The 21,790-nt window shown below is 66.3% G+C and carries 20 protein-coding genes; 13 read left to right on the top strand and 7 right to left on the bottom strand.

Annotated features, from left to right (window positions below):
* Nucleotides 1-64: 64 nt before the first annotated feature.
* Nucleotides 65-1,264 (bottom strand): ROK family transcriptional regulator, encoded by a 1,200-nt coding sequence (locus tag ACWGQ2_RS02090; RefSeq protein WP_452013840.1) that lies wholly within the window; start codon nt 1,262-1,264, stop codon nt 65-67.
* Between the two features lie 172 nt (nt 1,265-1,436).
* On the opposite strand from ACWGQ2_RS02090, the gene xylA reads away from it, so the two are divergent.
* The 12 genes from xylA (at nt 1,437) to ACWGQ2_RS02030 (ending at nt 12,593) form a co-directional block, all read left to right on the top strand.
* Nucleotides 1,437-2,624, top strand: a complete 1,188-nt coding sequence (gene xylA / locus ACWGQ2_RS02085) for a xylose isomerase (protein WP_452013838.1) — start codon at nt 1,437-1,439, stop codon at nt 2,622-2,624.
* Nucleotides 2,625-2,686: 62 nt separating this feature from the next.
* Nucleotides 2,687-4,099, top strand: coding sequence for a xylulokinase (locus ACWGQ2_RS02080; protein WP_452013836.1), 1,413 nt, complete (start codon nt 2,687-2,689; stop codon nt 4,097-4,099).
* A gap of 224 nt (nt 4,100-4,323) precedes the next feature.
* A complete protein-coding gene (locus ACWGQ2_RS02075) occupies nt 4,324-5,265 on the top strand; it encodes a carbohydrate ABC transporter permease (protein WP_452013834.1) in 942 nt (313 codons plus the stop codon).
* Nucleotides 5,262-6,167: a carbohydrate ABC transporter permease gene (locus ACWGQ2_RS02070; RefSeq protein WP_452013832.1), complete on the top strand. Its 906-nt coding sequence runs from the start codon at nt 5,262-5,264 to the stop codon at nt 6,165-6,167. The genes ACWGQ2_RS02075 and ACWGQ2_RS02070 overlap by 4 nt, the downstream gene beginning before the upstream one ends.
* Before the next feature lie 65 nt (nt 6,168-6,232).
* Nucleotides 6,233-7,630 (top strand): ABC transporter substrate-binding protein, encoded by a 1,398-nt coding sequence (locus tag ACWGQ2_RS02065; RefSeq protein WP_452013831.1) that lies wholly within the window; start codon nt 6,233-6,235, stop codon nt 7,628-7,630.
* Between the two features lie 86 nt (nt 7,631-7,716).
* Entirely contained in the window at nt 7,717-8,340 is a 624-nt protein-coding gene (locus ACWGQ2_RS02060; RefSeq protein ID WP_452013829.1) for a GNAT family N-acetyltransferase, read from the top strand.
* An 83-nt stretch (nt 8,341-8,423) separates the two neighbouring features.
* On the top strand, nt 8,424-9,572 hold the full coding sequence (locus ACWGQ2_RS02055; protein ID WP_452013827.1) for a zinc-dependent alcohol dehydrogenase: 1,149 nt from the start codon (nt 8,424-8,426) through the stop codon (nt 9,570-9,572).
* A 19-nt stretch (nt 9,573-9,591) separates the two neighbouring features.
* A complete protein-coding gene (locus ACWGQ2_RS02050; RefSeq protein WP_452013825.1) occupies nt 9,592-10,164 on the top strand; it encodes a hypothetical protein in 573 nt (190 codons plus the stop codon).
* 74 nt (nt 10,165-10,238) lie between these two features.
* Nucleotides 10,239-10,544, top strand: a complete 306-nt coding sequence (locus ACWGQ2_RS02045) for a cytoplasmic protein (RefSeq protein WP_452013823.1) — start codon at nt 10,239-10,241, stop codon at nt 10,542-10,544.
* A gap of 38 nt (nt 10,545-10,582) precedes the next feature.
* Entirely contained in the window at nt 10,583-11,092 is a 510-nt protein-coding gene (locus tag ACWGQ2_RS02040; RefSeq protein WP_452013821.1) for an ArsR/SmtB family transcription factor, read from the top strand.
* Nucleotides 11,092-12,195, top strand: a complete 1,104-nt coding sequence (locus ACWGQ2_RS02035) for a serine hydrolase domain-containing protein (protein ID WP_452013819.1) — start codon at nt 11,092-11,094, stop codon at nt 12,193-12,195. Before ACWGQ2_RS02040 ends, ACWGQ2_RS02035 begins: the two co-directional genes overlap by 1 nt.
* Nucleotides 12,195-12,593: a hypothetical protein gene (locus tag ACWGQ2_RS02030; protein ID WP_452013817.1), complete on the top strand. Its 399-nt coding sequence runs from the start codon at nt 12,195-12,197 to the stop codon at nt 12,591-12,593. Before ACWGQ2_RS02035 ends, ACWGQ2_RS02030 begins: the two co-directional genes overlap by 1 nt.
* Nucleotides 12,594-12,610: 17 nt before the next feature.
* Here the strand turns inward: ACWGQ2_RS02030 and ACWGQ2_RS02025 are convergent, their stop codons facing one another.
* From ACWGQ2_RS02025 to ACWGQ2_RS02005, 5 genes are all read right to left on the bottom strand, one after another.
* Nucleotides 12,611-13,606: an acetylxylan esterase gene (locus ACWGQ2_RS02025; RefSeq protein ID WP_452013815.1), complete on the bottom strand. Its 996-nt coding sequence runs from the start codon at nt 13,604-13,606 to the stop codon at nt 12,611-12,613.
* A gap of 67 nt (nt 13,607-13,673) precedes the next feature.
* Nucleotides 13,674-16,028, bottom strand: a complete 2,355-nt coding sequence (locus tag ACWGQ2_RS02020) for a beta-xylosidase/alpha-l-arabinosidase (RefSeq protein ID WP_452013813.1) — start codon at nt 16,026-16,028, stop codon at nt 13,674-13,676.
* A gap of 3 nt (nt 16,029-16,031) precedes the next feature.
* Nucleotides 16,032-16,850, bottom strand: coding sequence for a carbohydrate ABC transporter permease (locus ACWGQ2_RS02015; RefSeq protein ID WP_452013811.1), 819 nt, complete (start codon nt 16,848-16,850; stop codon nt 16,032-16,034).
* Nucleotides 16,851-17,804, bottom strand: coding sequence for a carbohydrate ABC transporter permease (locus ACWGQ2_RS02010; protein ID WP_452013809.1), 954 nt, complete (start codon nt 17,802-17,804; stop codon nt 16,851-16,853). It lies immediately after the preceding gene.
* A 12-nt stretch (nt 17,805-17,816) separates the two neighbouring features.
* Nucleotides 17,817-19,127, bottom strand: coding sequence for an ABC transporter substrate-binding protein (locus ACWGQ2_RS02005; RefSeq protein ID WP_452013807.1), 1,311 nt, complete (start codon nt 19,125-19,127; stop codon nt 17,817-17,819).
* A gap of 164 nt (nt 19,128-19,291) precedes the next feature.
* Between ACWGQ2_RS02005 and ACWGQ2_RS02000 the strand changes: the two genes are divergently transcribed.
* On the top strand, nt 19,292-20,320 hold the full coding sequence (locus ACWGQ2_RS02000; RefSeq protein WP_452013805.1) for a LacI family DNA-binding transcriptional regulator: 1,029 nt from the start codon (nt 19,292-19,294) through the stop codon (nt 20,318-20,320).
* A gap of 13 nt (nt 20,321-20,333) precedes the next feature.
* Here the strand turns inward: ACWGQ2_RS02000 and ACWGQ2_RS01995 are convergent, their stop codons facing one another.
* Entirely contained in the window at nt 20,334-21,617 is a 1,284-nt protein-coding gene (locus ACWGQ2_RS01995) for a multidrug effflux MFS transporter (protein ID WP_452013803.1), read from the bottom strand.
* Nucleotides 21,618-21,790 lie beyond the last annotated feature (173 nt).

The following is a 21,790-nucleotide window of genomic DNA, read 5'->3' as shown; positions in this document are numbered from 1 at the left end:
CAGCCTTCCCGGCCGGATACCAGGCAGGGACGGGCCGGGCCGCGCCGCGGCAGGATTCCCGGCGTCAGGCCCCGGAAGGCACACCCGCAGGCACCTGGGCAGCAGCTGCCGCAGGTGCAGCCAGCAGCCCGGAAAACGCCAGCTCCGCCGCGCCGACCAGCAGCAGATCCGCGCCCAAGGCAGCCCGGCGGATATCCACCCGCCGGCCGAGGCCGCCGATGCCGCCCTGCGCCACCGCATCCTGCAGGCGCCGGGGATCGAAGGAGAACAGCACTCCCAGGAATCCGCCCAGCAGGATGGTGCGCGGATTGAAGATGTTCACAAAGTTGACCAGCGCCTCCGCCAGGAGATCCAGCTGGCGGGCGGCGGCTGCCTCAAACTCCGGCCCGGGCCTGCCGGCCATGGCGGCCTCCAGCTCATCAAGGTCAGCGTGCTCGAGTCCGAGCGGCACCAGCAGGCCGCCGAGGTTCACTTCGGTTTCAAGGCAGCCGCGGCGTCCGCAGAAGCAGGCCAGCCCGTCCGACCGGACCAGCGTGTGGCCCAGTTCCCCGGCGAACCCGGCTTCCCCGCCAAGCGGTACCCCGCCGACGACGGCGCCGCCGCCGATGCCGCTGGCGCTGCCGTTGAGGTAGACCACGTCCGTCTCCCCAACGCCGGCCCCGAAAACGGACTCGGCCAGAGTGCCGACGGTGGCGTCATTGCCGACGAAAGCAGGCAAGCCGAGCGCCTGGGACAGTGCCTGCGCCAGCGGTTCGTCCCTCCAGCCCAGGTGCGGTGCCAGCCGCACCGATCCGTCGGTGCTGTCCACCAGTCCCGGGACGGCTGCCCCGACGCCCACGATCCGGTCCATTGTTGCGAGCTCGGCGCCCATGCCTTCCACCACAGCCCGCGTGATGCTCAGCGTCTCCGGAACTCCGGGCACGCTGGCGGCGTCGTAGCGGACCCGGCGGTGAACCTTCCCGCCCAGGCCCACCAGGCCCACCGTGACGGCATCGACGTCGGGATGCACCGCCAGGGCGGCGACGCGTTCGTTGGGGTGGACCAGGGGGCTGGGACGTCCGGCGCGGCCCGCGGCAGCGGGTTCGGTTTCATAGGCGAGCCCGAGCCGGGAAAGCTCGGCGGCGAGAGCGCCGATTGTGGACCGGTTGAACCCCGTGAGCCGGGTCAGTTCTGCCCGGGAGAGCGCTCCGCGGCGGTGCACAAGGGTCAGCACCCGGGACAGGTTCTGCACCCGGATGCTCTCGGTGGCCGGTTTGCTCGGCATGCGCTGGGTCCTTTGCGGAGGAGACTGAACGATTGATTGTTGCACGGAACACCATTTCCGACAGTACGTTTCGGCAGGAAAGCCGCCGCGGGAACCCATTGACAGGCCTTCGGGCGGTGCATATGTTGTTGTCCACAACTAATCCCGTGGATCCCCTTTGGAGCAGAGCATCATGACAAAGACGCCAACACCTGCCGACCGCTTCACCTTTGGACTCTGGACCGTGGGGTGGACGGGCAACGACCCGTTCGGCACCGCGACCCGTGCCGACCTGGACCCCGTGGAAGCGGTCCACAAGCTGGCAGACCTGGGCGCTTACGGCGTCACCTTCCACGATGATGACCTGGTGCCGTTCGGCTCTTCCTCCCAGGAACGGGACCTCATCCTCAAGCGCTTCCGTGCCGCCCTGGCCGAGACCGGCCTGCAGGTTCCCATGGTCACCACCAACCTGTTCAGCCACCCGGTCTTCAAGGACGGCGGCTTCTCCTCCAATGACCGCTCGGTGCGCCGCTTCGCGCTGCGCAAGGTGCTGCGAAATATGGACCTGGCTGCCGAACTCGGTGCCAAGACCTTCGTGATGTGGGGCGGGCGTGAAGGCGCGGAGTACGACGGCTCCAAGGATATTGCGGCGGCGCTGGATCGGATGCGCGAAGGCGTGGACACCGCCGCCGGCTACATCAAGGAGCAGGGGTACGACCTGCGGATCGCTCTGGAGCCGAAGCCCAACGAGCCGCGCGGCGACATCCTGCTGCCGACCGTCGGCCACGCCCTGGCCTTCATCGCCCAGCTGGAGCACCAGGACATTGTGGGCCTGAACCCGGAGACCGGCCATGAGCAGATGGCGGGCCTGAACTACACCCACGGAATCGCGCAGGCACTGTGGGCCGGCAAGCTTTTCCACATCGACCTCAACGGGCAGAAGTCCATCAAGTACGACCAGGACCTAGTCTTCGGTCACGGCGACCTCACCAGTGCCTTCTTTACCGTGGACCTGCTGGAGAACGGCTTCCCGAACGGCGGGCCGGTCTACGAGGGCCCGCGCCACTTCGACTACAAGCCCTCCCGGACCGACGGCTACGACGGCGTCTGGGAGTCGGCAGCCGCCAACATGTCCATGTACCTGCTGCTGAAGGAACGCGCGCAGTCCTTCCGGGCGGACCCGGAGGTCCAGGAGGCGCTCGCCGCGTCCGGCATCGGAGAGCTCGCCGAACCGACGCTGGCTGCGGGGGAGAGCACCGCCGACCTCCTGGCCGATGCGGCGTCCTTTGAAGAGTTCGACGCCGATGCCGCCGCCCAGCGTTCCTTCGGCTTTGTCCGGCTGAACCAGCTGGCACTGGAGCACCTCCTCGGCGCCCGCTAGGCGGTTTGCTAGCATTCCTGGTTCCGGGCGCTGACGCCCCTCCGCCTGCCGAAAGGTCCGTTATGCCGCTTGTAGCAGGAGTGGACAGCTCCACGCAGTCCTGCAAGGTCGTGATCCGCGATGCCGAAACCGGAGCGCTGCAGCGGCAGGGGACTGCCCGCCACGCGCCCGGAACCGAGGTGGATCCCCAAACCTGGTGGACGGCGCTGCTCGAGGCAGCCGCGGCTGCCGGCGGCTTGGATGACGTCGCCGCGGTGGCCGTATCCGGCCAGCAGCACGGCATGGTGTGCTTGGACGCCGACGGCGCCGTGGTCCGCGATGCACTGCTCTGGAATGACACGCGCTCAGCCGGTGCGGCCCGGGACCTGATCGAGGAGGCCGGTCCGGACGGGGCAGCCTACTGGGCCGAGACCACCGGGACCGTGCCGGTTGCCTCGATCACGGCCGCAAAGCTGAAGTGGCTGGCGGAGAACGAACCGGAGAACGCGGCCGCCACGGCTGCCGTATGCCTGCCGCACGACTGGCTCTCCTGGCGGCTGGCCGGCCACGGACCGGGCACCGGGGGACTGGCTGCCCTGCGCACCGACCGCTCGGATGCATCCGGTACCGGCTACTGGTCACCGGCCACCGGACAGTACCTGCCCGACGTCCTGGAAAGTACGCTCGGGCACGTACCGGCGCTCCCCGTGGTCCTCGGCCCGCTCGAGCCGGGCCTGCAGACTCCATCCGGGGCCCTGATCGGCCCCGGAACCGGGGACAACGCCGGTGCGGCGCTCGGCGTCGGCGCCACCGTGGGTGACGTCGTCGTCTCGGTGGGGACTTCCGGTACTGTCTTCGCGGTCACGGCGGACCCCACCGCCGATGTCACCGGCATGGTGGCCGGATTCGCGGACGCCACGGGTAACTTCCTGCCGCTGGCCGCAACCCTGAACGCCTCCCGGGTCCTGGACGCCACGGCCGCCGTGCTCGGCGTCGACCTTCCGGCGCTCACCGATCTGGCGCTGGCTGCAGAGCCCGGCGCCGGAGGGCTGTCCCTGGTTCCCTACTTCGAGGGGGAACGCACGCCCAACCTGCCCGAGGCGAAAGCCAGTCTGCACGGCATGACACTGGCCAGCTACACCCCCGCCAACCTCGCCCGTGCGGCGTTCGAAGGCGTGGCCTGCTCGCTCGCGGATGCCTTCCGGGCGGTCACCGGGCTGGGTATCGAAGCGCGGCGCGTCATTCTGGTGGGCGGCGGTGCCCGCTCCGCAGCCATGCAGCAGACGCTGTCCTCCGTGCTGGGGATGCCGGTGGACGTTCCGGAGCCCGGGGAATACGTGGCCGACGGCGCTGCCCGCCAGGCAGCAGCGGTGCTCACCGGTGCCTGGCCGGAGTGGAAAACCCAGGACTCACTGACGGTTTCCGCGCCGCCGGCTCCGCTAGTGCTCGAACGCTACCGGGCTGCCGCGCAGCGCATGCACGGTTCCGCCAGCTGACCTGCGGAGAAGCAATACCTGCGGCAACGGCCAGCCTGTTTGCCATGGGTAAAAACTAATGGGTACTGTGACGGGCGTAACACCGGTATCCGGCGCTTCTGGGCGCCGCAGAATGATGGACGGAATTAGTCAATGAAAGCTTCCTGCAGTGAATCGCTGCAGCCGGATGGAACCGTCCGCTGTTCGTATCCCCATCCCGGCGGGCCCGCTCCGGGCGCCTGGGCATGAGTGCCCTTAAGCCGGCAACCGCACCCAAACAGGAACCGAAGAAAAACCCGCCCCAGCGCGTAACGGACCGTGGCAGCGTCAGCGCCATGTGGTACCTCGCGCCCGCACTGGTGGTCTTCGCTCTGTTCCTTTTCTACCCGCTGGGGCGGTCGGTATTTCTTTCCTTCCAGGGCAGCGACCTATTCGGCCGGCCCTCGGGTTTTGTTGGTTTCGACCAATACACCCGCCTGTTTACGGACAGTGGTTTCTGGACGGTCATGGGTGTGACCCTCGGATTTACCGTCCTCACCGTGATTCCCTCCATTGGCATTGCCCTGGCGCTGGCGCTGCTGCTGCACCAGAAAATCAAGGGAATCCGATTCTTCAGAACCGCATTCGCCCTGCCTTTCGCATATTCAGTGGCAACGGCGTCGGTAATTTTCGGCGTCATGTTCAACCAGGCCACCGGTGTGCTGAACGGAATGCTCGGATTCTTCGGGCTTGACCGGGTTGGCTGGCTCACAGACCCGGCCTGGGCGTTGGTCTCGGTGTCCCTGGCCACCGTATGGATGCAGCTGGGCTACAACCTGCTGGTGCTTTCCGCCGGTCTGGGCGCGGTCTCCGAAGACGTCGTCGAGGCAGCACGGCTCGACGGTGCGCACGGCTGGCGGATGCAGCGGTCCATCATCATGCCGCTGCTGACACCGCAGCTGTTCTTCCTGCTGGTCACCGGAACCATCCATGCCCTGCAGAGCTTCGGCCAGATCCACATTCTGACCAAGGGCGGCCCGCAGGACAGCACCACCACCCTCGTCTACTCCATTTATGAGCAGGCGTTCGCGAACAACAACTCAAACTTCGGCTATGCCTCCGCGCAGGCCGTGGTGCTCCTGATCATCGTGGTAGCGGTGTCCGCCATCCAATTCGGTGTCCTGGAACGGAAGGTCTTCTACCGATGAGCCGCACAGCAGCTCCTGCCCCCGCAAAACCGCAGGCGGCTCCGCAGCGCCGCAGCCAGTCGCTGAAGAAGCGCCAGCGCCGTCCGCTCACCGTGGGCAGGGTCCTGACCTATGCCGCGCTGGCCGTCGGCGCCGTGATCGTCCTGTTCCCCGTCTACTTCGGTTTTGTCGGTTCCTTCATGGGCCCGGCGGACATCAACGCCTACCCGGCGTCGCTGTGGCCGTTCAACGGATTCCGGGTGGAGAACTTTGCCGGTGCACTGAACTCAATCCCGCTGGGCCGGCAGTACGTGAATTCCGTGGTGATGGCCGGACTGATCACCGTGGGCCAGCTGGTGACCTCGCTGCTCGCGGCATACGCCCTGGTCTTCCTGAAAGTGTGGGCCAAGGCCTTCTGGTTCGCCCTGTTCCTGTGCAGCATGATGGTGCCGGCCGAGGCGATCATCATCCCGAATTACCTGACCATGTCCTCTGCGGGGCTGATCAACACCATTCCGGCGCTGGTACTGCCGTTCCTCGCCCATGGATTCGGGATCTTCCTGCTCCGCCAGGCGTTCCTGTCCTTCCCCACCGAACTGTGGGAAGCGGCCCGGATCGACGGAGCCGGACACTTCAGGTTCCTGCTCTCGGTCCTGGTTCCGCTCTCCAAGCCCACCCTTGCAGCACTGGGAATCTGGTCCTTCCTCTCGGCCTGGAACATGTACTTCTGGCCGCTGCTGGTTACCCAGACCCCGCAGATGCAGACCATCCAGATCGGCATCACCCAGCTGCGTTCGGCGGACAACTTCAACGCCGGGCTGGTCCTTGCCGGAACAGTCCTGGCCATCATTCCCACCCTGCTGCTGGTGATCTTCGGCCAGCGGTTCATTGTCCGCGGCCTGACTGCGGGCTCCATCAAGTAACGCACCGGCCCAAACGCCACTGCTATCCGGAGCTCACTCTCCGGCCAACCCTGAAGGGAAACGCATTGAGAACTACAACCAGAGGACGCAGGCTGCCAATGATGGCCGCCGGCGCCGCAGGGCTTGCCCTTGTACTGTCCGCCTGCGGCGGAGGCAGCACCACAACCGGAGCAGGCGAAGCGCCGGCCGCGGATGCACTCGAGTCGGCTGAGGGTGTCACTACCGTCAATTTCTGGCACTCCATGGACGGCACCAACGGTGAGACCCTGGGCAAGCTCATTGACGAATTCAACACTGCCAATGAAGGCAAGATTGAAGTCAAGGGCGTCTACCAGGGCGACTACGACTCCACCATCACCAAGTACAAGGCTGCGGTCCAGTCCAACAGCACACCCAGCATGGTGCAGATCTATGACATCGGCACGCAGTTCATGATCGACTCCGGCGCCGTGCTGCCCACCCAGGCCTTCATCGACCGGGACGACTACGACGTCTCGGACCTGCAGCCGAACATTGCCGGCTACTACACGATCGATGAGGACCTCTGGTCCATGCCGTTCAACACGTCCATGCCGGTCCTGTACTACAACAAGACCCTCTTCGAAGCGGCCGGGCTGGACCCGGAAACTGCGCCCGTAACGCTGGACGAGGTTGGCGAAGCAGCCAATGCCCTGTCCAAGAAGAACGGCGGACCGGCGGAGTTCGGCTTCAACGCCGCCATCTACGGCTGGCTCCTGGAACAGGAGATCGCTGCCAACGGCGCCCTCTACTGCAGCCCGGACAACGGACGCTCCGGAGAACGTGCCTCCGACTACAGCTTTAACAATGACACCGCCGTGGAGTTTGTGGACTGGTGGAAGGAACTCGTGGCAACAGGGGTAGCCGGCAACACCGGCCGCGCCACTGCCGACGCGCAGAACGCCTTCAAGAGCGGCACCATCGGCATGACCCTCGAATCAACGGGTGCCCTGGGCGGCATGCAGAAGGCAGCTGAGGAGCAGGGCTTCGAGCTCGGCGTCGGCTTCTACCCGAAGATCGAGGAGAACGACTCCGGTCCGATCATCGGCGGCGCCTCGCTCTGGATCTCCGGTGAGGGGCACTCCGACGCGGAGAAGGAAGCCACCTGGCAGTTCATGCAGTTCCTCGCCGAGCCGGCAACCCAGGCCACATGGCACACCGGCACCGGCTACTTCCCGATCTCCAAGGCCGCACTGGATGAGCCCGAGGACATCGCCTGGCGCGAGCAGTACCCCCAGTTCGACGTCGCCGTGCAGCAGCTTGAGGCAACTGAACTGACTGCCGCTACCCAGGGCTGCGCCGCCGGTTCCATGCCTCAGGCCCGCAAGGCTGCTGAGGACGCCCTTGAAGGGGCCCTGCTCGGCGGAGACAGCAAGGCAGAGCTGACCGAATCGGTTGAGGCCCTCAAGACCGAAATCGAGAACTACAACAACTCGGTGCAGTAGCCCGGTCTACCCTCGAAGCGCTGGTCCCGCCTCCTATCAGGCAGGCGGGACCAGCGCTTTTGCGCGTGCCGGGGTAGTCTCCCGGAATGGGCACCGACTACACCATCCGCCGGGAAAACCCGGAAGACTGGGCCGCAGTGGAGAATCTGACCCGCGAGGCGTTCTGGAACGTTTACCGTCCGGGCGCGGTTGAACACTTCCTGCTGCACCGTTACCGCTCCCTGCCGGAGTTCGTTCCCGAGCTCAGCCAGGTCCTTGAGGCGGACGGGCGGATCGCCGGCCACATCATGTACAGCCGTGCCGAACTGACGCGGGAGGACGGCGGTGCGCTGCCCATCCTGGTCTTCGGGCCGGTCTCCGTGCTGCCCGGATACCAGAAGCGCGGTTACGGCGCGGCACTGATCCGGCACACCCTGGCCAAGGCAGCCGAACGTGGCTTCGGCGCCGTCGTTATTACCGGGAGCCCGGAGTATTACGGCCGCTTTGGCTTCGCGGAGGCAAAGACCTTTGGGATCTATTACGACGGCGTTCCCCGGGATGAGCCCACACCGTACCTTCAGGCCCTTGAACTGCAGGACGGCTACCTGGCCGGAGGTCCCTGGATCTATCGCGATCCGCCCGGCTACGCGGTGAGCGACGAGGACGTAGACGCGTTCGACGCCCGGTTCCCGCCGAAGCAGAAGCTGAAGCTCCCCGGCCAGCTCTGGTAACAAACGCCCCGCATCCGCGGTTGACCGCCCGGAAACCGGTATGTGAAGGTTGCTTACTATCTGCTCGCCGACGAGGAGGACCAGTGGAAGCAATGGTGTACCGCGGCCCGTACAAGGTGCGGGTTGAAGAAAAAGACATGCCGCGCATTGAGCACCCCAATGACGCCATTATTCGAGTGACACTTGCCGCGATCTGCGGCTCCGACCTGCACCTCTACCACGGGCTGATGCCGGACACCCGGGTCGGAACCACCTTCGGACACGAGTTCATCGGCGTCGTCGAGGAAGTGGGCTCCTCAGTGCAGAACCTCAAGCCGGGGGACCGCGTGATGGTCCCGGCCAACATCTACTGCGGCTCCTGCTGGTTCTGCGTCCGCGGGCTGTACTCCAACTGCCACAACGTGAACCCGAACGCCACGGCTGTTGGCGCCCTGTACGGCTACTCCCACATCGCTGGCGGCTATGACGGCGGCCAGGCGGAGTACGTGCGGGTGCCGTTCGCCGACGTCGGACCCTCCCTGATTCCGGACTGGATGTCGGAGGAAGACGCGCTGATGTGTACCGATGCGCTGGCCACCGGTTATTTCGGCGCGCAGCTGGGGGACATCAGGGAACGCGACACTGTGGTGGTGTTCGGCGCCGGGCCTGTGGGGCTGTACGCGGCCAAGTCTGCGTGGCTGATGGGTGCCGGACGGGTCCTGGTGATCGATCACCTGGACTACCGGCTGGACAAGGCGCCGGACTTCGCCCACGCCGAGACCTACAACTTCACGCAGTACGAGGACATTGTGGTCCAGATGAAAAAGGACACCGGCTACCTTGGCGCGGACGTGGCGATCGATGCCGTGGGTGCCGAAGCGGACGGGAACTTCCTCCAGCACGTCACGGGCACCAAGCTCAAGCTTCAGGGTGGTTCCGCGGTTGCCCTGAACTGGGCCATTGATTCCGTCCGTAAGGGCGGGACCGTCTCGGTCATGGGTGCCTACGGTCCCATCTTCAACGCCGTGAAATTCGGCGACGCCATGAATAAGGGCCTGACGCTGAACATGAACCAGTGCCCCATGAAGCGGCAGTGGCCCCGGTTGTTCGAGCACATCCGCAACGGCTACCTCACGCCAAGTGACATCATCACCCACCGCATTCCGCTGGAGCACATCGCAGAGGGCTACCACATCTTCTCTTCCAAGCTGGATGACTGCATCAAGCCCGTCATTGTGCCCAGCGCAAATTGAACCTGCGAAGGAGATCTCCATGCCCTACACCGCCCGGAACCCCGTCACCGTCCTCACCGCCGAGGAACTGCGGGCTCGCATCCCCGGCTGGGGCGCGGACCTGAATCCGCTGGACCGCCCGTCCGTTCCCAAGCTGCAGTTCGATCCCGGGCGCACGGGCGCGCACTGGGATTTCCCTGAGCAGCAGGAAGAAACCTATCCGCGGGAACGGTCGATCGAGCATGAGCGGCTGACCCCGGTCTTCGGCACCGCCGTCCCGCTCAAGGGCCTATCCGGAGCGATGCGGCGCCTCGCCTACCGCCGCTACAGCGAGGCACGTGCCGCGCACTGGCTGATCCTCCTCGCAGCGGACCGGGTGGATGCATTCGGCGCGCATGTGACATCCCTGGTAACCCTGCATCCGGATAACCCCGTCACCGAAACCGGAATCCTCAGCGAGTTCCGCCGCGGTGGGTTCGCCTCACGGGCAGGCCGGCGCCGGGCGGACGTGAACCACGCCTGGATCGACCCCATTGTTGTTGGCGCGCCCTGGGTCATTGCCGGGGGAGCGGTTTTCGCCGGGGTGCGGGCACTGCGGCGGCTGCGGAACTGACTCCGGCTGAAGTGAACCGGGCTGGTTAGCGGGACCACTTCAGGATGCCCGCAGGCAGGCCTAGTCTTCGGGGTATGACGCAGGATCCAGTCCAGTCCAACCCGGACAACTATTCCGTGGTCTTTGAGAACAACCGAGTGCGTGTCCTCGAGTACCGGGACACTCCCGGACACCGGACCGTTGTGCACCGGCATCCGGACAGTGTGATGATCACCGCCAGCTCTTTCCACCGCAGGCTCACCTCCGGTGATCAGCAGCGCGAGGTCGAGCTGCCTGCAGGCACCGTCCAGTGGCTGCCCGCCCAGGAGCACGTCGGTGAGAACACCGGCGAGACGGAAACCCATGTGTTCTTTGTCGAACTCAAGGAACCTATTCAGTAATCCTTGACTCATTTCAGGAATTACGTAATTCTTGACGCATGAGTTCGCACGATGACCGTCTGCAGGCACTCGAGGAACGAGTTGCCGCTCTGGAGGAACGGCTCACGGCTGCGCCACCGGCGGGCCGCCCGGAGACAGATGACATCTTCTGGGCACTGAACGGCATCCGGGACCGCTATCCGGACCCCGGAGCCGTCCTGTTTGCCGGAACCGCGAGCACGCCCACCGGTGAGCGGTACGAGTACCAGTACGGCCTGGAGACAGAACACCTGCTCGACGTCGATTGGGCGCCCCTCGCTGAGTCCCTCGCCGCCCTGGGCAACCCGGTTCGGCTCTCGATCCTGCGCGCAGTCCTGGGCGGAACTGAAACCGTCGCGGCGCTCGCGGAGGAACTGGGCGCCGGCACCGCCGGGCAGATCTACCACCACGTGAACCAGCTCAGCGCCCAGGGGTGGCTGGCTGCCCATGCCCGCTCCCGCTACCGGGTGCCCGCTGCCCGGGTCATTCCGCTGCTGGCTATCCTTACCGCCGCTGCAGGAGGCAACTGATGCCCGAAGCTGTCACGCACACACGAAAGCTGACACCACGGATGCTGGCGGGAGGTGCCGCCGCCGTCGTTATTCTGGTCTTTGGCCTGGCTGCAGCGCCGTGGCCGCCCAAGCTGTCCGGCAGTGTCACCGGAGATGCTGCCCTGGCTGAGCGGGTGCGTCCGCTGCTCACCGCTCCGGCGGATCAGGTCAGTGTTGCCTGGATCGACGGCGACGACGTGCGGTACGCCGGCTTCGGGGCGGATGAACATACGGAATATGAGATCGGTTCCGTCAGCAAGACCTTCACCGCCTCGCTGCTGGCCGACGCCGTCTCCCGCGGGGAAGTCACGTTGGAAACCACCGTCGCGGACATCCTGGGGGAGGAGCTGCTCGATCCCGACGCCGAAATCGGCACCGTGACCCTGGCCGAACTGGCCAGCCACCGTTCCGGCCTGCCGCGGCTGGCAACAGGACTCGATGCCCTGCCCTCCCTCCTGGCCGGACAGCTGCTGAACCGGGATCCGTATACCGCCTCGCCGGAACAGGTTCTGGAGCAGGCTCAGGCCTCCCGCCTGGACGGCCACGGAACGGCCACCTACTCGAATCTGGGCTACGCCTTCCTCGGCCAGCTGCTGGCCAGGGCAGCCGGCGCGAGCTGGGAAGAACTCCTGGACGAGCGGGTGCTGAGCCCGCTGGCACTGGCGGAAACCTTCGCGCCGGTCACTGCAGAAAACCTGCCCGATGCCGCCCCCACCGGGCGAAGCGCCGCCGGCCGTCCGGAACGAGCCTGGACGGCGAACGGCACGGCGCCGGCAGGCGGAATCCGGTCCACCGCCGCTGACCTGGTGCTTTACGCACGGGCGCAGCTGGACGGAACTGCCCCGGGCGCCGCGGCGCTGGAACCGCAGTGGGACGACGGAAGCGGTGGCCGGTACGGACTGGCCTGGATCACCGAAGAACATGGAGGCCGGGATATCACCTGGCACAACGGACAGACCGGCGGGTTCTGGTCCATGGTGGCACTTGACCGGGAGGCCGGCACCGCAGTCGTGATGCTCTCCAACGTCTCGGCCGGACACGAAGAAGCAGTGTTTGAGCTCCTCACGGCAGGTGCCAAGTGATGGCCGCGGCGATCGCGTGGGTGATCCCGGCAGGCCTGGTGGTCTACTGTGGCTGGGCAGCCTACTCAGCCTGGACGCCTTCTTTGCCGGAGAAGTCCCGCAGCGCCTATCTCGCAGCCCTGCTGGAGGTCGGGTTCGTGGTGGTGGTTTGCCGGCTGATGATTGAGTTCTCGTCCGTGACGGTCTGGTTGTGGGTATTCTCCGTTGCCGCGCTGGGGATTGCTGCCGCAGGTCTGGTTATCCGCTGGCCGGAGCTGCCAGGACGGCGTGTCCATCCGGAGTCCGGAACACCGGCGAACGTCCATGTGAGCAAAACCAGGGGACCGGGTCCGGCGACGGTCACCGGCTATGCGGCTGTCCTGGCTGCCGCTGTGGCAGCGTCCGTGGTGATCGGCTGAGCCCGGCAGACCGTTGCTCAGTCTGCCGGATCAGCACTGCCGGCGGTTGAGCCGCCGGCAAGAACCCGGCGCAGGAACGCCGCGGCAGCCACGTCGTCCTCTATTCCGCCGGCCTCGTGCCCGTTGAAGGGCCAGACCTGCAGTTCCTTGGGCCCGGAATAGTTGTTGTACGCCGCATAAACGGTGGACGGCGGCGTGATCTCATCCATCAGGCCCACCGAAAACAGGGCCGGAACCTTGGCCCGCTTGGCGAAGTTGATCGAATCAAAATACTGCAGTGTCTGGTGCACCTGCTGCACCCGCGTGCGGTGGATCGCCAGATAGTCCACCAGCTCCCGGAACGGGTACGCATCCGTCACCTGCAGTGCCCGGGGAATGTCGGACAGGAAGGGCACTTTCGCCACGATGGCTGCCAGCTCCGGGGACAGCGCCGCAGCGGCCACTGCCAGTCCGCCGCCCTGACTCATCCCCACAGCTGCGCAGCGGGCGGGATTCACCCTGTCCGATGACCTCAACGCCTGGACAGCCCGGACGGCATCCGTGGTCAGCCGCCGGTAATAGTACGTCTGGGGATCGGTGACGCCGCGGGTCATCACGCCTTGTCCCTGGGGTCCGGCACTGCCGGCGGCATCAGGGGTGACGCCGGTGCTCCAGCCCGCTCCCTGCCCGCGGGTGTCCATCTCCAGGTGCGCGAAACCGCAGGAGGCCCAGAAGAGGTTTTCGTGCGCGTCGCCGCGGCCTCCGCCGTAGCCCACAAACTGAACCACGCCGGGCAACGGACCGGATGCTCCGGACGGCACCCGCAGCCAGGCGCGGATGGGTTCGCCGGCATAGCCGTTGAAGGTCACGTCCCAAACGTCCACCGTGGACAGCACCGTCTCGACTGGCTCCAGGCTCAGGCCCAGCGGATGGGCCTGAGCCTCGGCCAGGGTCTGTGCCCAGAATTCGTCGAACGCCGCGGGATCGCTTTGGCTTCCCAGATACGTGGTCAGCTGGTCAGCGGGCATATCCATGTACACGTAAATTCCTCCTACGGGGCCGTGACGTCCACCGGCCCTGTTTCCACTGCGTTCACGTGAACTACACAGCGTCCACGTGAACCGCACAGTGCAGCCGCCGGGTGTGATCCACCGAGCGTACCGGTCCGGTGAGCGTAACTCCGGTGCTCAGCCGGATGTCGGTACTGGATGCCCCGAAGCGCAGTTCCAGTTCTCCAGGCTCCACCCTCCGCTGCCCGTCCACCGCGGTGAAAGAGGCAAGGTCCGCCGGCACGGTGAACCGAACGCGCGCGGATTCCCCGGCGCGCAGCGGCACCCGGGCATAGCCAACCAGGCGCTGCACGGGCCGCACCACCGACGCCACTGGATCGTGCAGGTACAGCTGAACCACTTCCACGCCGTCGCGCTCTCCCGTATTAGTCACGGTCAGCGCGGCAGCGGCCTCGCCGGCGGTGCTGATTTCAGTGCTGTCCACGGACAGTGAGTCCCACTCGAACCGGGTGTAACTGAGCCCGTGGCCAAACCCGAAGGCCGGCGTCGGATCGATGCTGGAGACATCCGTTGGCCCGGCCAGGGGCGCGGCCAGATAGCCGGCGGGCTGGCCTCCGGGCGTGGCCGGAACACTGACCGGCAGCCTGCCGGAAGGATTGACCGCACCGCTAAGCACCCGCGCGACGGCGGGCCCGCCTTCCTCCCCGGGAAAGAACGACTGGACAACGGCGGCGGACCGGGATGCAGCGGCACCCAGGGCATACGGGCGCCCGGTCAGCAGCACGGCCACCACCGGTGTGCCGGTGTCCAGCAGGGCATCCAGCAGCTGCTGCTGCACGCCCGGCAGCACCAGGGACTCGACGTCGCATCCCTCGCCGCTGGTGCCCCGGCCAAAGAGCCCGGCACGGTCTCCGAGAGCGGCAATAACGACGTCGGCCTCCCGCGCCGCGGCCACGGCGGCACCGATCCCGGACACATCCGGATCATCGATTCCGCAGCCGGGAACGTACTCGATGCTGCCGTCCGGGAACAGGTCCCGCAGCGACGCCGCGACGGTGGGCAGGTCGATCCCCGCGGCGATCTCCGGGAACTGCGAGCCGACGTGGGCGGGGAATGAATAGCAGCCAAGGAACGCCATCGGGTTCTCGGCGTTGGGACCAACGACGGCGATGCGCGCCGGCGCCTGCAGCGGCAGGATGCCGTTGTTGCTGAGCAGGACAACGGACTCCTCGGCCAGCTCACGGGCCAGCTTCCGGTTTCCGGGGGAATCCAGGTCCACCGTGGACTGGACCGCTTCGAGGTCCGAGGCCCCGGCAGCCAGCGCCTGGGGAACCGGGCTCCAGTCCTCATCCAGCAGGCCGAGCCCGATCTTCTGCAGCAGGACCCGCCGTGCCGCGGCATCCACCAGCGCCGGGTCAACCCGGCCGGCTTTCAGTTCTTCCAGCAAGTGCTCCCCGTAGGCATCCACGGTCGGCAGCTCAACATCCACCCCGGCGGCCAGGGCAGCCGCCGCGGCTTCGCCGCGGTTTGCCGCCACACCGTGCAGGTCCTGCAGGAACCCAATGCCGAAGTAGTCAGCCACCACGGTCCCGGCGAATCCCCAGGTGTCCCGCAGCAGCCCGGTCAGCAGCGAGTGGTCTGCCGCGGAGGGAACGCCGTCGGTATCCGTGTAGGCGTGCATCACGGAGCGCACGCCGGACTCCCGCACCGCCATTTCGAACGGCGGCAGGACGACGTCGGCGAATTCCCGCGGGCCCATTGAAACCGGTGCGAGGTTCCGGCCGGCGCGGGAGGCCGAGTAGCCGGCGAAGTGCTTGAGGGTGGCGACGACCCCGGCCTGTTCCAGGCCCTGGATGTAGGCCGTGGCAATGGTGCCCACCAGGTACGGGTCCTCGCCGATGGTCTCTTCCACCCGGCCCCAGCGGGCATCGCGCACCACGTCCAGCACGGGGGCCAGTCCCTGGTGGATGCCCACCCGGCGCAGGTCATCGCCGATGGCTCCGGCCATTTGTCGGACGAGGTCCGGGTTGAACGTGGCGCCCCAGGCCAGCGGAACCGGGTACGCCGTCGCGCCCCAGGCCGCGAACCCGGCCAGGCACTCCTCGTGTGCCATCGCCGGAATGCCGAACCGGTTGGACGCGGCGATCCGCTCCTGGGTGCGCATCAGGGACAGGGCGCCGGCACCGGCGTCGACCGGTTTGGTACCGAAGGGGCGGGTGAGCTGGCCCAGTCCGGCGGGCAGCAGCGCCTCGAGGTCCGGGGGCTCGTTCATTTCGTGCTGGTGCGGAGCTACCTCGGCGCCGTCGGCGGAGGCACCGACCCACACGCCGATCAGCTGGGCGGTCTTTTCTTCAAGTGTCATTTGGGACAGCAGGGCATCCGCGCGTTCGGCGGGGGAGAGGGAGGCATCCCGCCAGGGGACGCGCTTGGTGGTGGTGTTGGACATGGGTCACTTTCCGCCAGCGCCCATAAGGCCCTGGACTAGTGCGCGGCGCGCAAAGAGGTACACCAGCAGCACAGGAATCATGGAGAGCATCACGGCGGCGAGGATGCCGGGGACGTTGATTCCGTACTGGGTCTGGAAGTTGAAGAGGCCAAGGGTGATGACCCGGGTTGACTCCGACTGGGTCAGGATCAGCGGCAGCAGGAAACCGTTCCAGCCCTGCAGGGCGGCGAAGACGGCGATCGTTGAGATCCCCGGCTTGGACAGCGGCAGCACCAGCCGCACGAATGTCCGCCAGGTTCCGGCGCCGTCCACGGCCATCGCCTCATACAGCTCGGGGGTGATGTCCCGCATGGTTCCGGAGAGGATCAGTGTGCAGATTGGCAGGGCGAACGCGGCGGTGGGCAGGATGATGCCCAGCAGGGTGTCATAGAGCCCCACCGTATTGATCAGGTAGAACATGGGAACAATGACGGCCTGGACCGGAATGGCCAGGCCCAGCAGGAAGAACCGGAACACCAGGGTGGTGGTGCGGGACTGGCTGCGCACAATGGCGTAGGCCAGCGGCGGCACCACCAGCAGGACAATTCCGACCACTCCGCCGGTGACAATCACGGTGTTCAGGAAGTAGAGGCCAAACCCGCTCTCGAACACTCCCACGTAGTTCTCCAGCGTGAAGCTGGTGGGGAAGGAGAGCGGTCCGCCGGCGCTGAAATCGCTGCGCGTCTGCACGCTGGCGGCAATCATCACGTACAGCGGCAGGGCAACGATCAGGAGCCAGACGACGGCGGCGGCTCCCGCAATGTAGTTGGGGCGCGTGCGCATCTAGACTCCTTCCATGGTGCTGCGCATCTTGTCGTAGCCGGAGACCTTGACCATGATCAGCGAGATGGTGGTGGCCACAACCACCAGGACGAGGGCGACGGCGGCGCCAATGCCAAAGTCGAACCGGCGGAAGGCCTGCTCGAACATGTAGAAGGCCGTGATGGTGGTGTCCGTGCCCGGTCCGCCGTTGGTCAGGATCAGCACCGTTTCAAAGGTGGTCAGCCCGCCCACGACCATCAGGATCACGGACGTGATGATGGAGTTGCGCAGCTGCGGCAGGGTGATGCTGAAGAACGTGCGTGCCCGCCCCGCGCCGTCGACCTCCGCCGCCTGGTAGAGCACCTGCGGAATCGCCCGGGCGGCACCCTGGTAGATCAGCGTGTGGAACGGCGTGAACTGCCACATGCTCACGAAAATGATGACGCCGATCGCGGTGGCCTGGTGGCCGAAGAGGTTGCCGTCGCCAAAGAGCCAGCGGAACTGGGACGGCACGCCGAAGTTGGGGTCCAGCAGGGCGCGCCACAGGACCGAGATGGCGGCTGACGAGAGCAGCAGGGGCACGAAGTAGATCGCACTCAGGACGGCACGGTTCCGCTGCGGCCCGGCCGCCCAGACGCCCAGCAGCATGCTCACCGGAGTCTGGGTGGCCACCCCGAGCACGATGAAGAGCAGGCTCAGCCAGAGGCTCTTGAGCATCACCGGATCCCCGGCGAGCTCCTGCCAGTTTTCCATCCCAACAAACTTCGGGTCGCCGATGCCGCGCCAGCTGGTGAAGGACAGCACCACGACGGCGATCAGGGGAACCACGGCGAAGAGCAGGAAAAACACCGTGGCCGGAAGAGTCCAGGCCAGTCCCGGACGGGGTGTGCGGGCCGAGCGGCCGGACGCTGCCGGACGGACCCGTTCGGATCCGTCCGGCAGCGCCGGCGGCTTCGGAGGAAGCAGGGCAGTCATGAGACGAAGTTCCTACAGTCCCTGCATGGCGGAGATGAAGCCGTCTTCGTCGATCCGTCCGCTGAAGAAGTCGGACATCGCTCCGTGGATGGCCGGGGTTGCCGAGGGCGGGTAGGCCTGGTCCCAGGAGAGCTGGAAGGCCGGGGCCTGCTCCACCAGTCCGTACTGGAACCGGGCGTAGTCGGGATCCGCGGACTGGTCCAGGAACTGCTCCGTGTTGGTGGTGGTGGGCAGGTTGCCGATTGCCACCTGCTCCTGGACGAACTCGTCCGAGTACATCAGCTTCAGGAAGTCGCGGACGGTGTCCGGGTACCGAGTGTTCGCCAGGACGGAGTAGAAGTTGTTGGTGTTGCCGACCAGGTTCTTCGGATCGCCCTTGCCGCCGTCGATGGTCGGGAACTCGCTGTAGCCCAGGGAGCCGGACTCAACGAACTCGGGTGCAGCGTCCTGGTGTGTTGAATAAGCCCAGGAGCCCATCAGCTCAAAGCCTGCCTGACCGCTGGACAGCAGGGATGCGGAGCCGCCGTCGGTGAACTTCACGGACTGGAAGTTGGTGCCGAAGGCGCCGGCATCCACCAGCTCACGCAGCATGCCCAGGGCCTCGCGGCTTTCCTCGGAGTCCCAGACCTCGGTGTTTCCGGCCAGGGCGCTTTCGAAGAGTTCAGGTCCGGCGACGCGGTCATAGACGTATTCGACCCACATCAGGGTGGGCCATTCATCGGCGCCGCCGAGGGCGATCGGGGTGACCCCGGCCGCTTTGAGCTTCTCCACCGCGTCCAGCAGCTCGTCCCACGTTTCCGGAGCGCCGTCGACGCCGGCACTGGCCAGGACCTCTTCGTTGCTGAAGAGCATCACCGGCTGGGTGCCGCGCATGGGAATGCCGTAGGCCTGGTCATCCACCACAGCGGTGTCGAAGACCGAAGGCAGGAAAGCGTCCTTCAGCTGCGGTTCTTCCTCGATGAAGTCATCCAGCGGCATCAGCAGCCCGGCGTCCACGTAGTCAGTAATGGATCCGCCGCCCCAGTTGAAGAACACATCAGGTGCTGAATCCGTGTCGATGACGGTTTGCAGCTTCTGCTGGTAGTCGGCCCCGGGGATGGTGTCCAGGACAACTTTGACGTCCGAGGTTTCGTTGAACTTGTCCACCATGGCCCGTTCGACGTCGTTGCCGGCGTCGCCGTAGACCAGGACGTGGACTTCATTTTCTGGCCGGTTGCTGGCAGCGGATTCACCGCTGTTCGAACAGGCGGCCATCGACATGCCGAGTGCCAGCGCGCCCGCGGCTGCGGTAGCTGGTTTCAGCCAGCTGCGGTTGTTCCTCATTGAACTGCTCCTCACTGGAAGGTCTCCCGGGAAGAATGTTCCGAAAGTTTCGAAATACTTGCCGAAAGTTCTGGAATGCGGCTAGCTTAGGATGCAGGGATGTGATGCGCAACACTTTTTCGCTGCGTCTTCGCGCCGGGGACTTTCGCACGGAGGAGAAACTCATGGCACAAACGCCTGCGGCTGGGCGCATTACCCTCGCGGAACTGGCGGCGGAGGCCGAGGTCTCGCTGTCCACCATTTCGAAAGTTCTCAACGGACGGTCGGACGTTTCGCGAAAAACCCGGACGAAAGTTGAGGCACTGCTGGACGGACATGGCTATCAGCGCCGGGCCAGCCGCAGCACCAAGTCCGGACTGCTGGAACTGGTGTTCCACGAGCTTGAAAGCGCCTGGGCGCTGGAGATCATCCGCGGCGTTGAAAACGTTGCGCGCGAACACGGGCTGAGCGTGGTGCTCACCGAAAGCGGCACCCGGCATTCACCCGGCCCCGAGTGGGTGGAGGGTGTGATCGCACGGCGACCTGCCGGCGTCGTACTGGTCTTCGCGGATCTGGCACAGGATTCCCGCCGCCTGCTCGAATCCCGCGGCATACCGTTTGTGATCATTGATCCCGCGGGGGACCCGGCACCGGATGTGCCTTCGGTGGGCTCGGCCAACTGGGCGGGCGGGATGATGGCCACCCGCCACCTCATCGATCTGGGGCACCGCAGGATCGCCGCCATCACCGGGCCAGGGGATCTGATGTGCTCGCTGGCGCGGATCGACGGCTACCGTTCGGCGCTGAACACGGCCGGGCTGGTGTTCGACGCGGAGCTGGTGCGGTACGGCAACTTCCACGTCGACGGCGGGCGGGACCATGCGCTGGACCTGCTCGCCCAGCCGGAGAGGCCCACCGCCATCTTTGCGGGCAGCGACCTGCAGGCTTTGGGGGTGCTCGACGCCGCCCGGCAGCTGGGCATCACCGTGCCCGAGGAGCTTTCGGTGGTGGGCTATGACGACCTTCAGGTGGCCCGCTGGTCCTCGCCCGCCCTGACCACCGTGCATCAGCCGCTGATCGAAATGGCCGAGGAAGCCACGCGCATGGTGCTGATGCTGCGGGACGGTGAACAGCCCAAGAACACGCGCCTGGACCTCTCCACGTCCCTGGTCATCCGGCAGAGCACTGCCGAGCCGCCGTCCGGGAGCGTTTAGGGTCGAATCCCGCTTAGGCCTGGTCTGCCGTGCCGACGCCGTCAGGCTGGGCAGCGGTGCCGAGCCTGCGTCCGCTGCGGCGGTAGGCAGGCGTCGTAGCCAGGACCACGTTGATGAGCACGGCGCAGCCGATGATCACTCCGGCCATTGAGAGTGCCGTCCCGCCGAAGACCCCGACCAGCGGGCTGATCAGCCCGGCCAGTCCCACCTGCAGGCAGCCCAGCAGTGCAGCCGCCGTTCCGGCCATGTGGCCGTAGCCGTCCAGCGCCAGGGACGTGGCGTTGGAGAAGATGAAGCCCAGCATGCCCAGCACCACCCAGAGACCGGCCACCAGTCCGATGACGCCGCCGAATCCGGTGGCGATGATGATCGGCAGGATCACAGCCAGCACCAGCAGCACCGGAGCTGCGATGCGAAGGATGCCCGCGGAGGGGAAACGGTTCAGCAGGGAGGCATTCACCTGCGAGGAGACCACCATGGCGACGCCGTTGACGGCGAAGATCAGCGCGAAGGTTGCGGGGGAGAGGCCGTACTCCTCCTGCATCACGAACGGGGACCCGACCACGTAGCTCATGATGATGCCCATGGACAGGCCCGGGATGACGGCGAACGCGAGGAAGCGGCGGTCGCGCAGCAGGATCCGGTAGCCGCCGGGCTTCCCGGACTTCGGGGTGCCCTTCTTCGCCTTTGTAAGGCGCCGTTCCGGCGGCAGGGTTTCAGGCATCCAGCGCCAGACGATGACCACCAGGATCACCCCGATCAGCGCCAGGGCGTAGAAGACCGCCCGCCAGGCCCAGATCCCGGCAACTGCCTGCCCCAGAGTGGGCGCCAGCAGCGGCGCCAGACCGATCATCAGCATCAGCCGCGAAAGCAGCCGCGCGGCGTCGGAACCGGTGAACCGGTCCCGGATCACGGCGATCGCAACCACGGAGGCGGCCGCGTTGAAGAAGCCCTGCATAATGCGCAGGCCAATGAGCAGGCCGATGTTCGGGGCGATCGCGCACAGCAGCGAGGTCACCACGTGCATTGAGATGCCGATCAGCAGCGGCAGCCTTCGGCCGAACCGGTCGGACAGCGGGCCGATGACCAGCTGGCCCACGGCGGTGCCCAGGAGGGTGCCGGAGAGCGTGAACTGGGCTGCCGTCGTCGTGGTGGCCAGGTCCGAGGCGACCTCCGGAAGGGCCGGGAGGTACATATCGGTGGTCACTGCCGGCAGCGCCGCAAGGGCGCCCAGCATCAGGATGTACTTCAGGCTGCGGGACCGGGAGGAGGTGCGTGCGGGGGAGGTTTTGGACACCGGGGAGGGGCTCCTAAGCAGGATTATGAAGACGGTGGGCCTCGGCCAGTATAGTCCCGCCGAAAGGCCAGTTACGGCTTGTTTCAGCCCTCAAACGAGCCGTAACTGGCCTTTCGCGGGAATGGGGCGGGAAGCGTTGACCGGTGCGGAGCGGAGTTTCACACTGGAGGAAC

Source organism: Arthrobacter sp. NPDC055585, assembly GCF_053619115.1.
The sequence above is the reverse complement of the archived record's forward strand: the minus strand, read 5'-3'. Positions and strand labels throughout refer to the sequence as shown.

Bases quoted from the DNA above. Each gene is read 5' to 3' on its own strand.
- ACWGQ2_RS02090 (WP_452013840.1), bottom strand. From the start codon at position 1,264: ATGCCGAGCAAACCGGCCACCGAGAGCATCCGGGTGCAGAACCTGTCC.
- xylA (WP_452013838.1), top strand. From the start codon at position 1,437: ATGACAAAGACGCCAACACCTGCCGACCGCTTCACCTTTGGACTCTGG.
- ACWGQ2_RS02080 (WP_452013836.1), top strand. From the start codon at position 2,687: ATGCCGCTTGTAGCAGGAGTGGACAGCTCCACGCAGTCCTGCAAGGTC.
- ACWGQ2_RS02075 (WP_452013834.1), top strand. From the start codon at position 4,324: ATGAGTGCCCTTAAGCCGGCAACCGCACCCAAACAGGAACCGAAGAAA.
- ACWGQ2_RS02070 (WP_452013832.1), top strand. From the start codon at position 5,262: ATGAGCCGCACAGCAGCTCCTGCCCCCGCAAAACCGCAGGCGGCTCCG.
- ACWGQ2_RS02060 (WP_452013829.1), top strand. From the start codon at position 7,717: ATGGGCACCGACTACACCATCCGCCGGGAAAACCCGGAAGACTGGGCC.
- ACWGQ2_RS02050 (WP_452013825.1), top strand. From the start codon at position 9,592: ATGCCCTACACCGCCCGGAACCCCGTCACCGTCCTCACCGCCGAGGAA.
- ACWGQ2_RS02045 (WP_452013823.1), top strand. From the start codon at position 10,239: ATGACGCAGGATCCAGTCCAGTCCAACCCGGACAACTATTCCGTGGTC.
- ACWGQ2_RS02040 (WP_452013821.1), top strand. From the start codon at position 10,583: ATGAGTTCGCACGATGACCGTCTGCAGGCACTCGAGGAACGAGTTGCC.
- ACWGQ2_RS02035 (WP_452013819.1), top strand. From the start codon at position 11,092: ATGCCCGAAGCTGTCACGCACACACGAAAGCTGACACCACGGATGCTG.
- ACWGQ2_RS02030 (WP_452013817.1), top strand. From the start codon at position 12,195: ATGGCCGCGGCGATCGCGTGGGTGATCCCGGCAGGCCTGGTGGTCTAC.
- ACWGQ2_RS02025 (WP_452013815.1), bottom strand. From the start codon at position 13,606: ATGGATATGCCCGCTGACCAGCTGACCACGTATCTGGGAAGCCAAAGC.
- ACWGQ2_RS02020 (WP_452013813.1), bottom strand. From the start codon at position 16,028: ATGTCCAACACCACCACCAAGCGCGTCCCCTGGCGGGATGCCTCCCTC.
- ACWGQ2_RS02015 (WP_452013811.1), bottom strand. From the start codon at position 16,850: ATGCGCACGCGCCCCAACTACATTGCGGGAGCCGCCGCCGTCGTCTGG.
- ACWGQ2_RS02010 (WP_452013809.1), bottom strand. From the start codon at position 17,804: ATGACTGCCCTGCTTCCTCCGAAGCCGCCGGCGCTGCCGGACGGATCC.
- ACWGQ2_RS02005 (WP_452013807.1), bottom strand. From the start codon at position 19,127: ATGAGGAACAACCGCAGCTGGCTGAAACCAGCTACCGCAGCCGCGGGC.
- ACWGQ2_RS02000 (WP_452013805.1), top strand. From the start codon at position 19,292: ATGGCACAAACGCCTGCGGCTGGGCGCATTACCCTCGCGGAACTGGCG.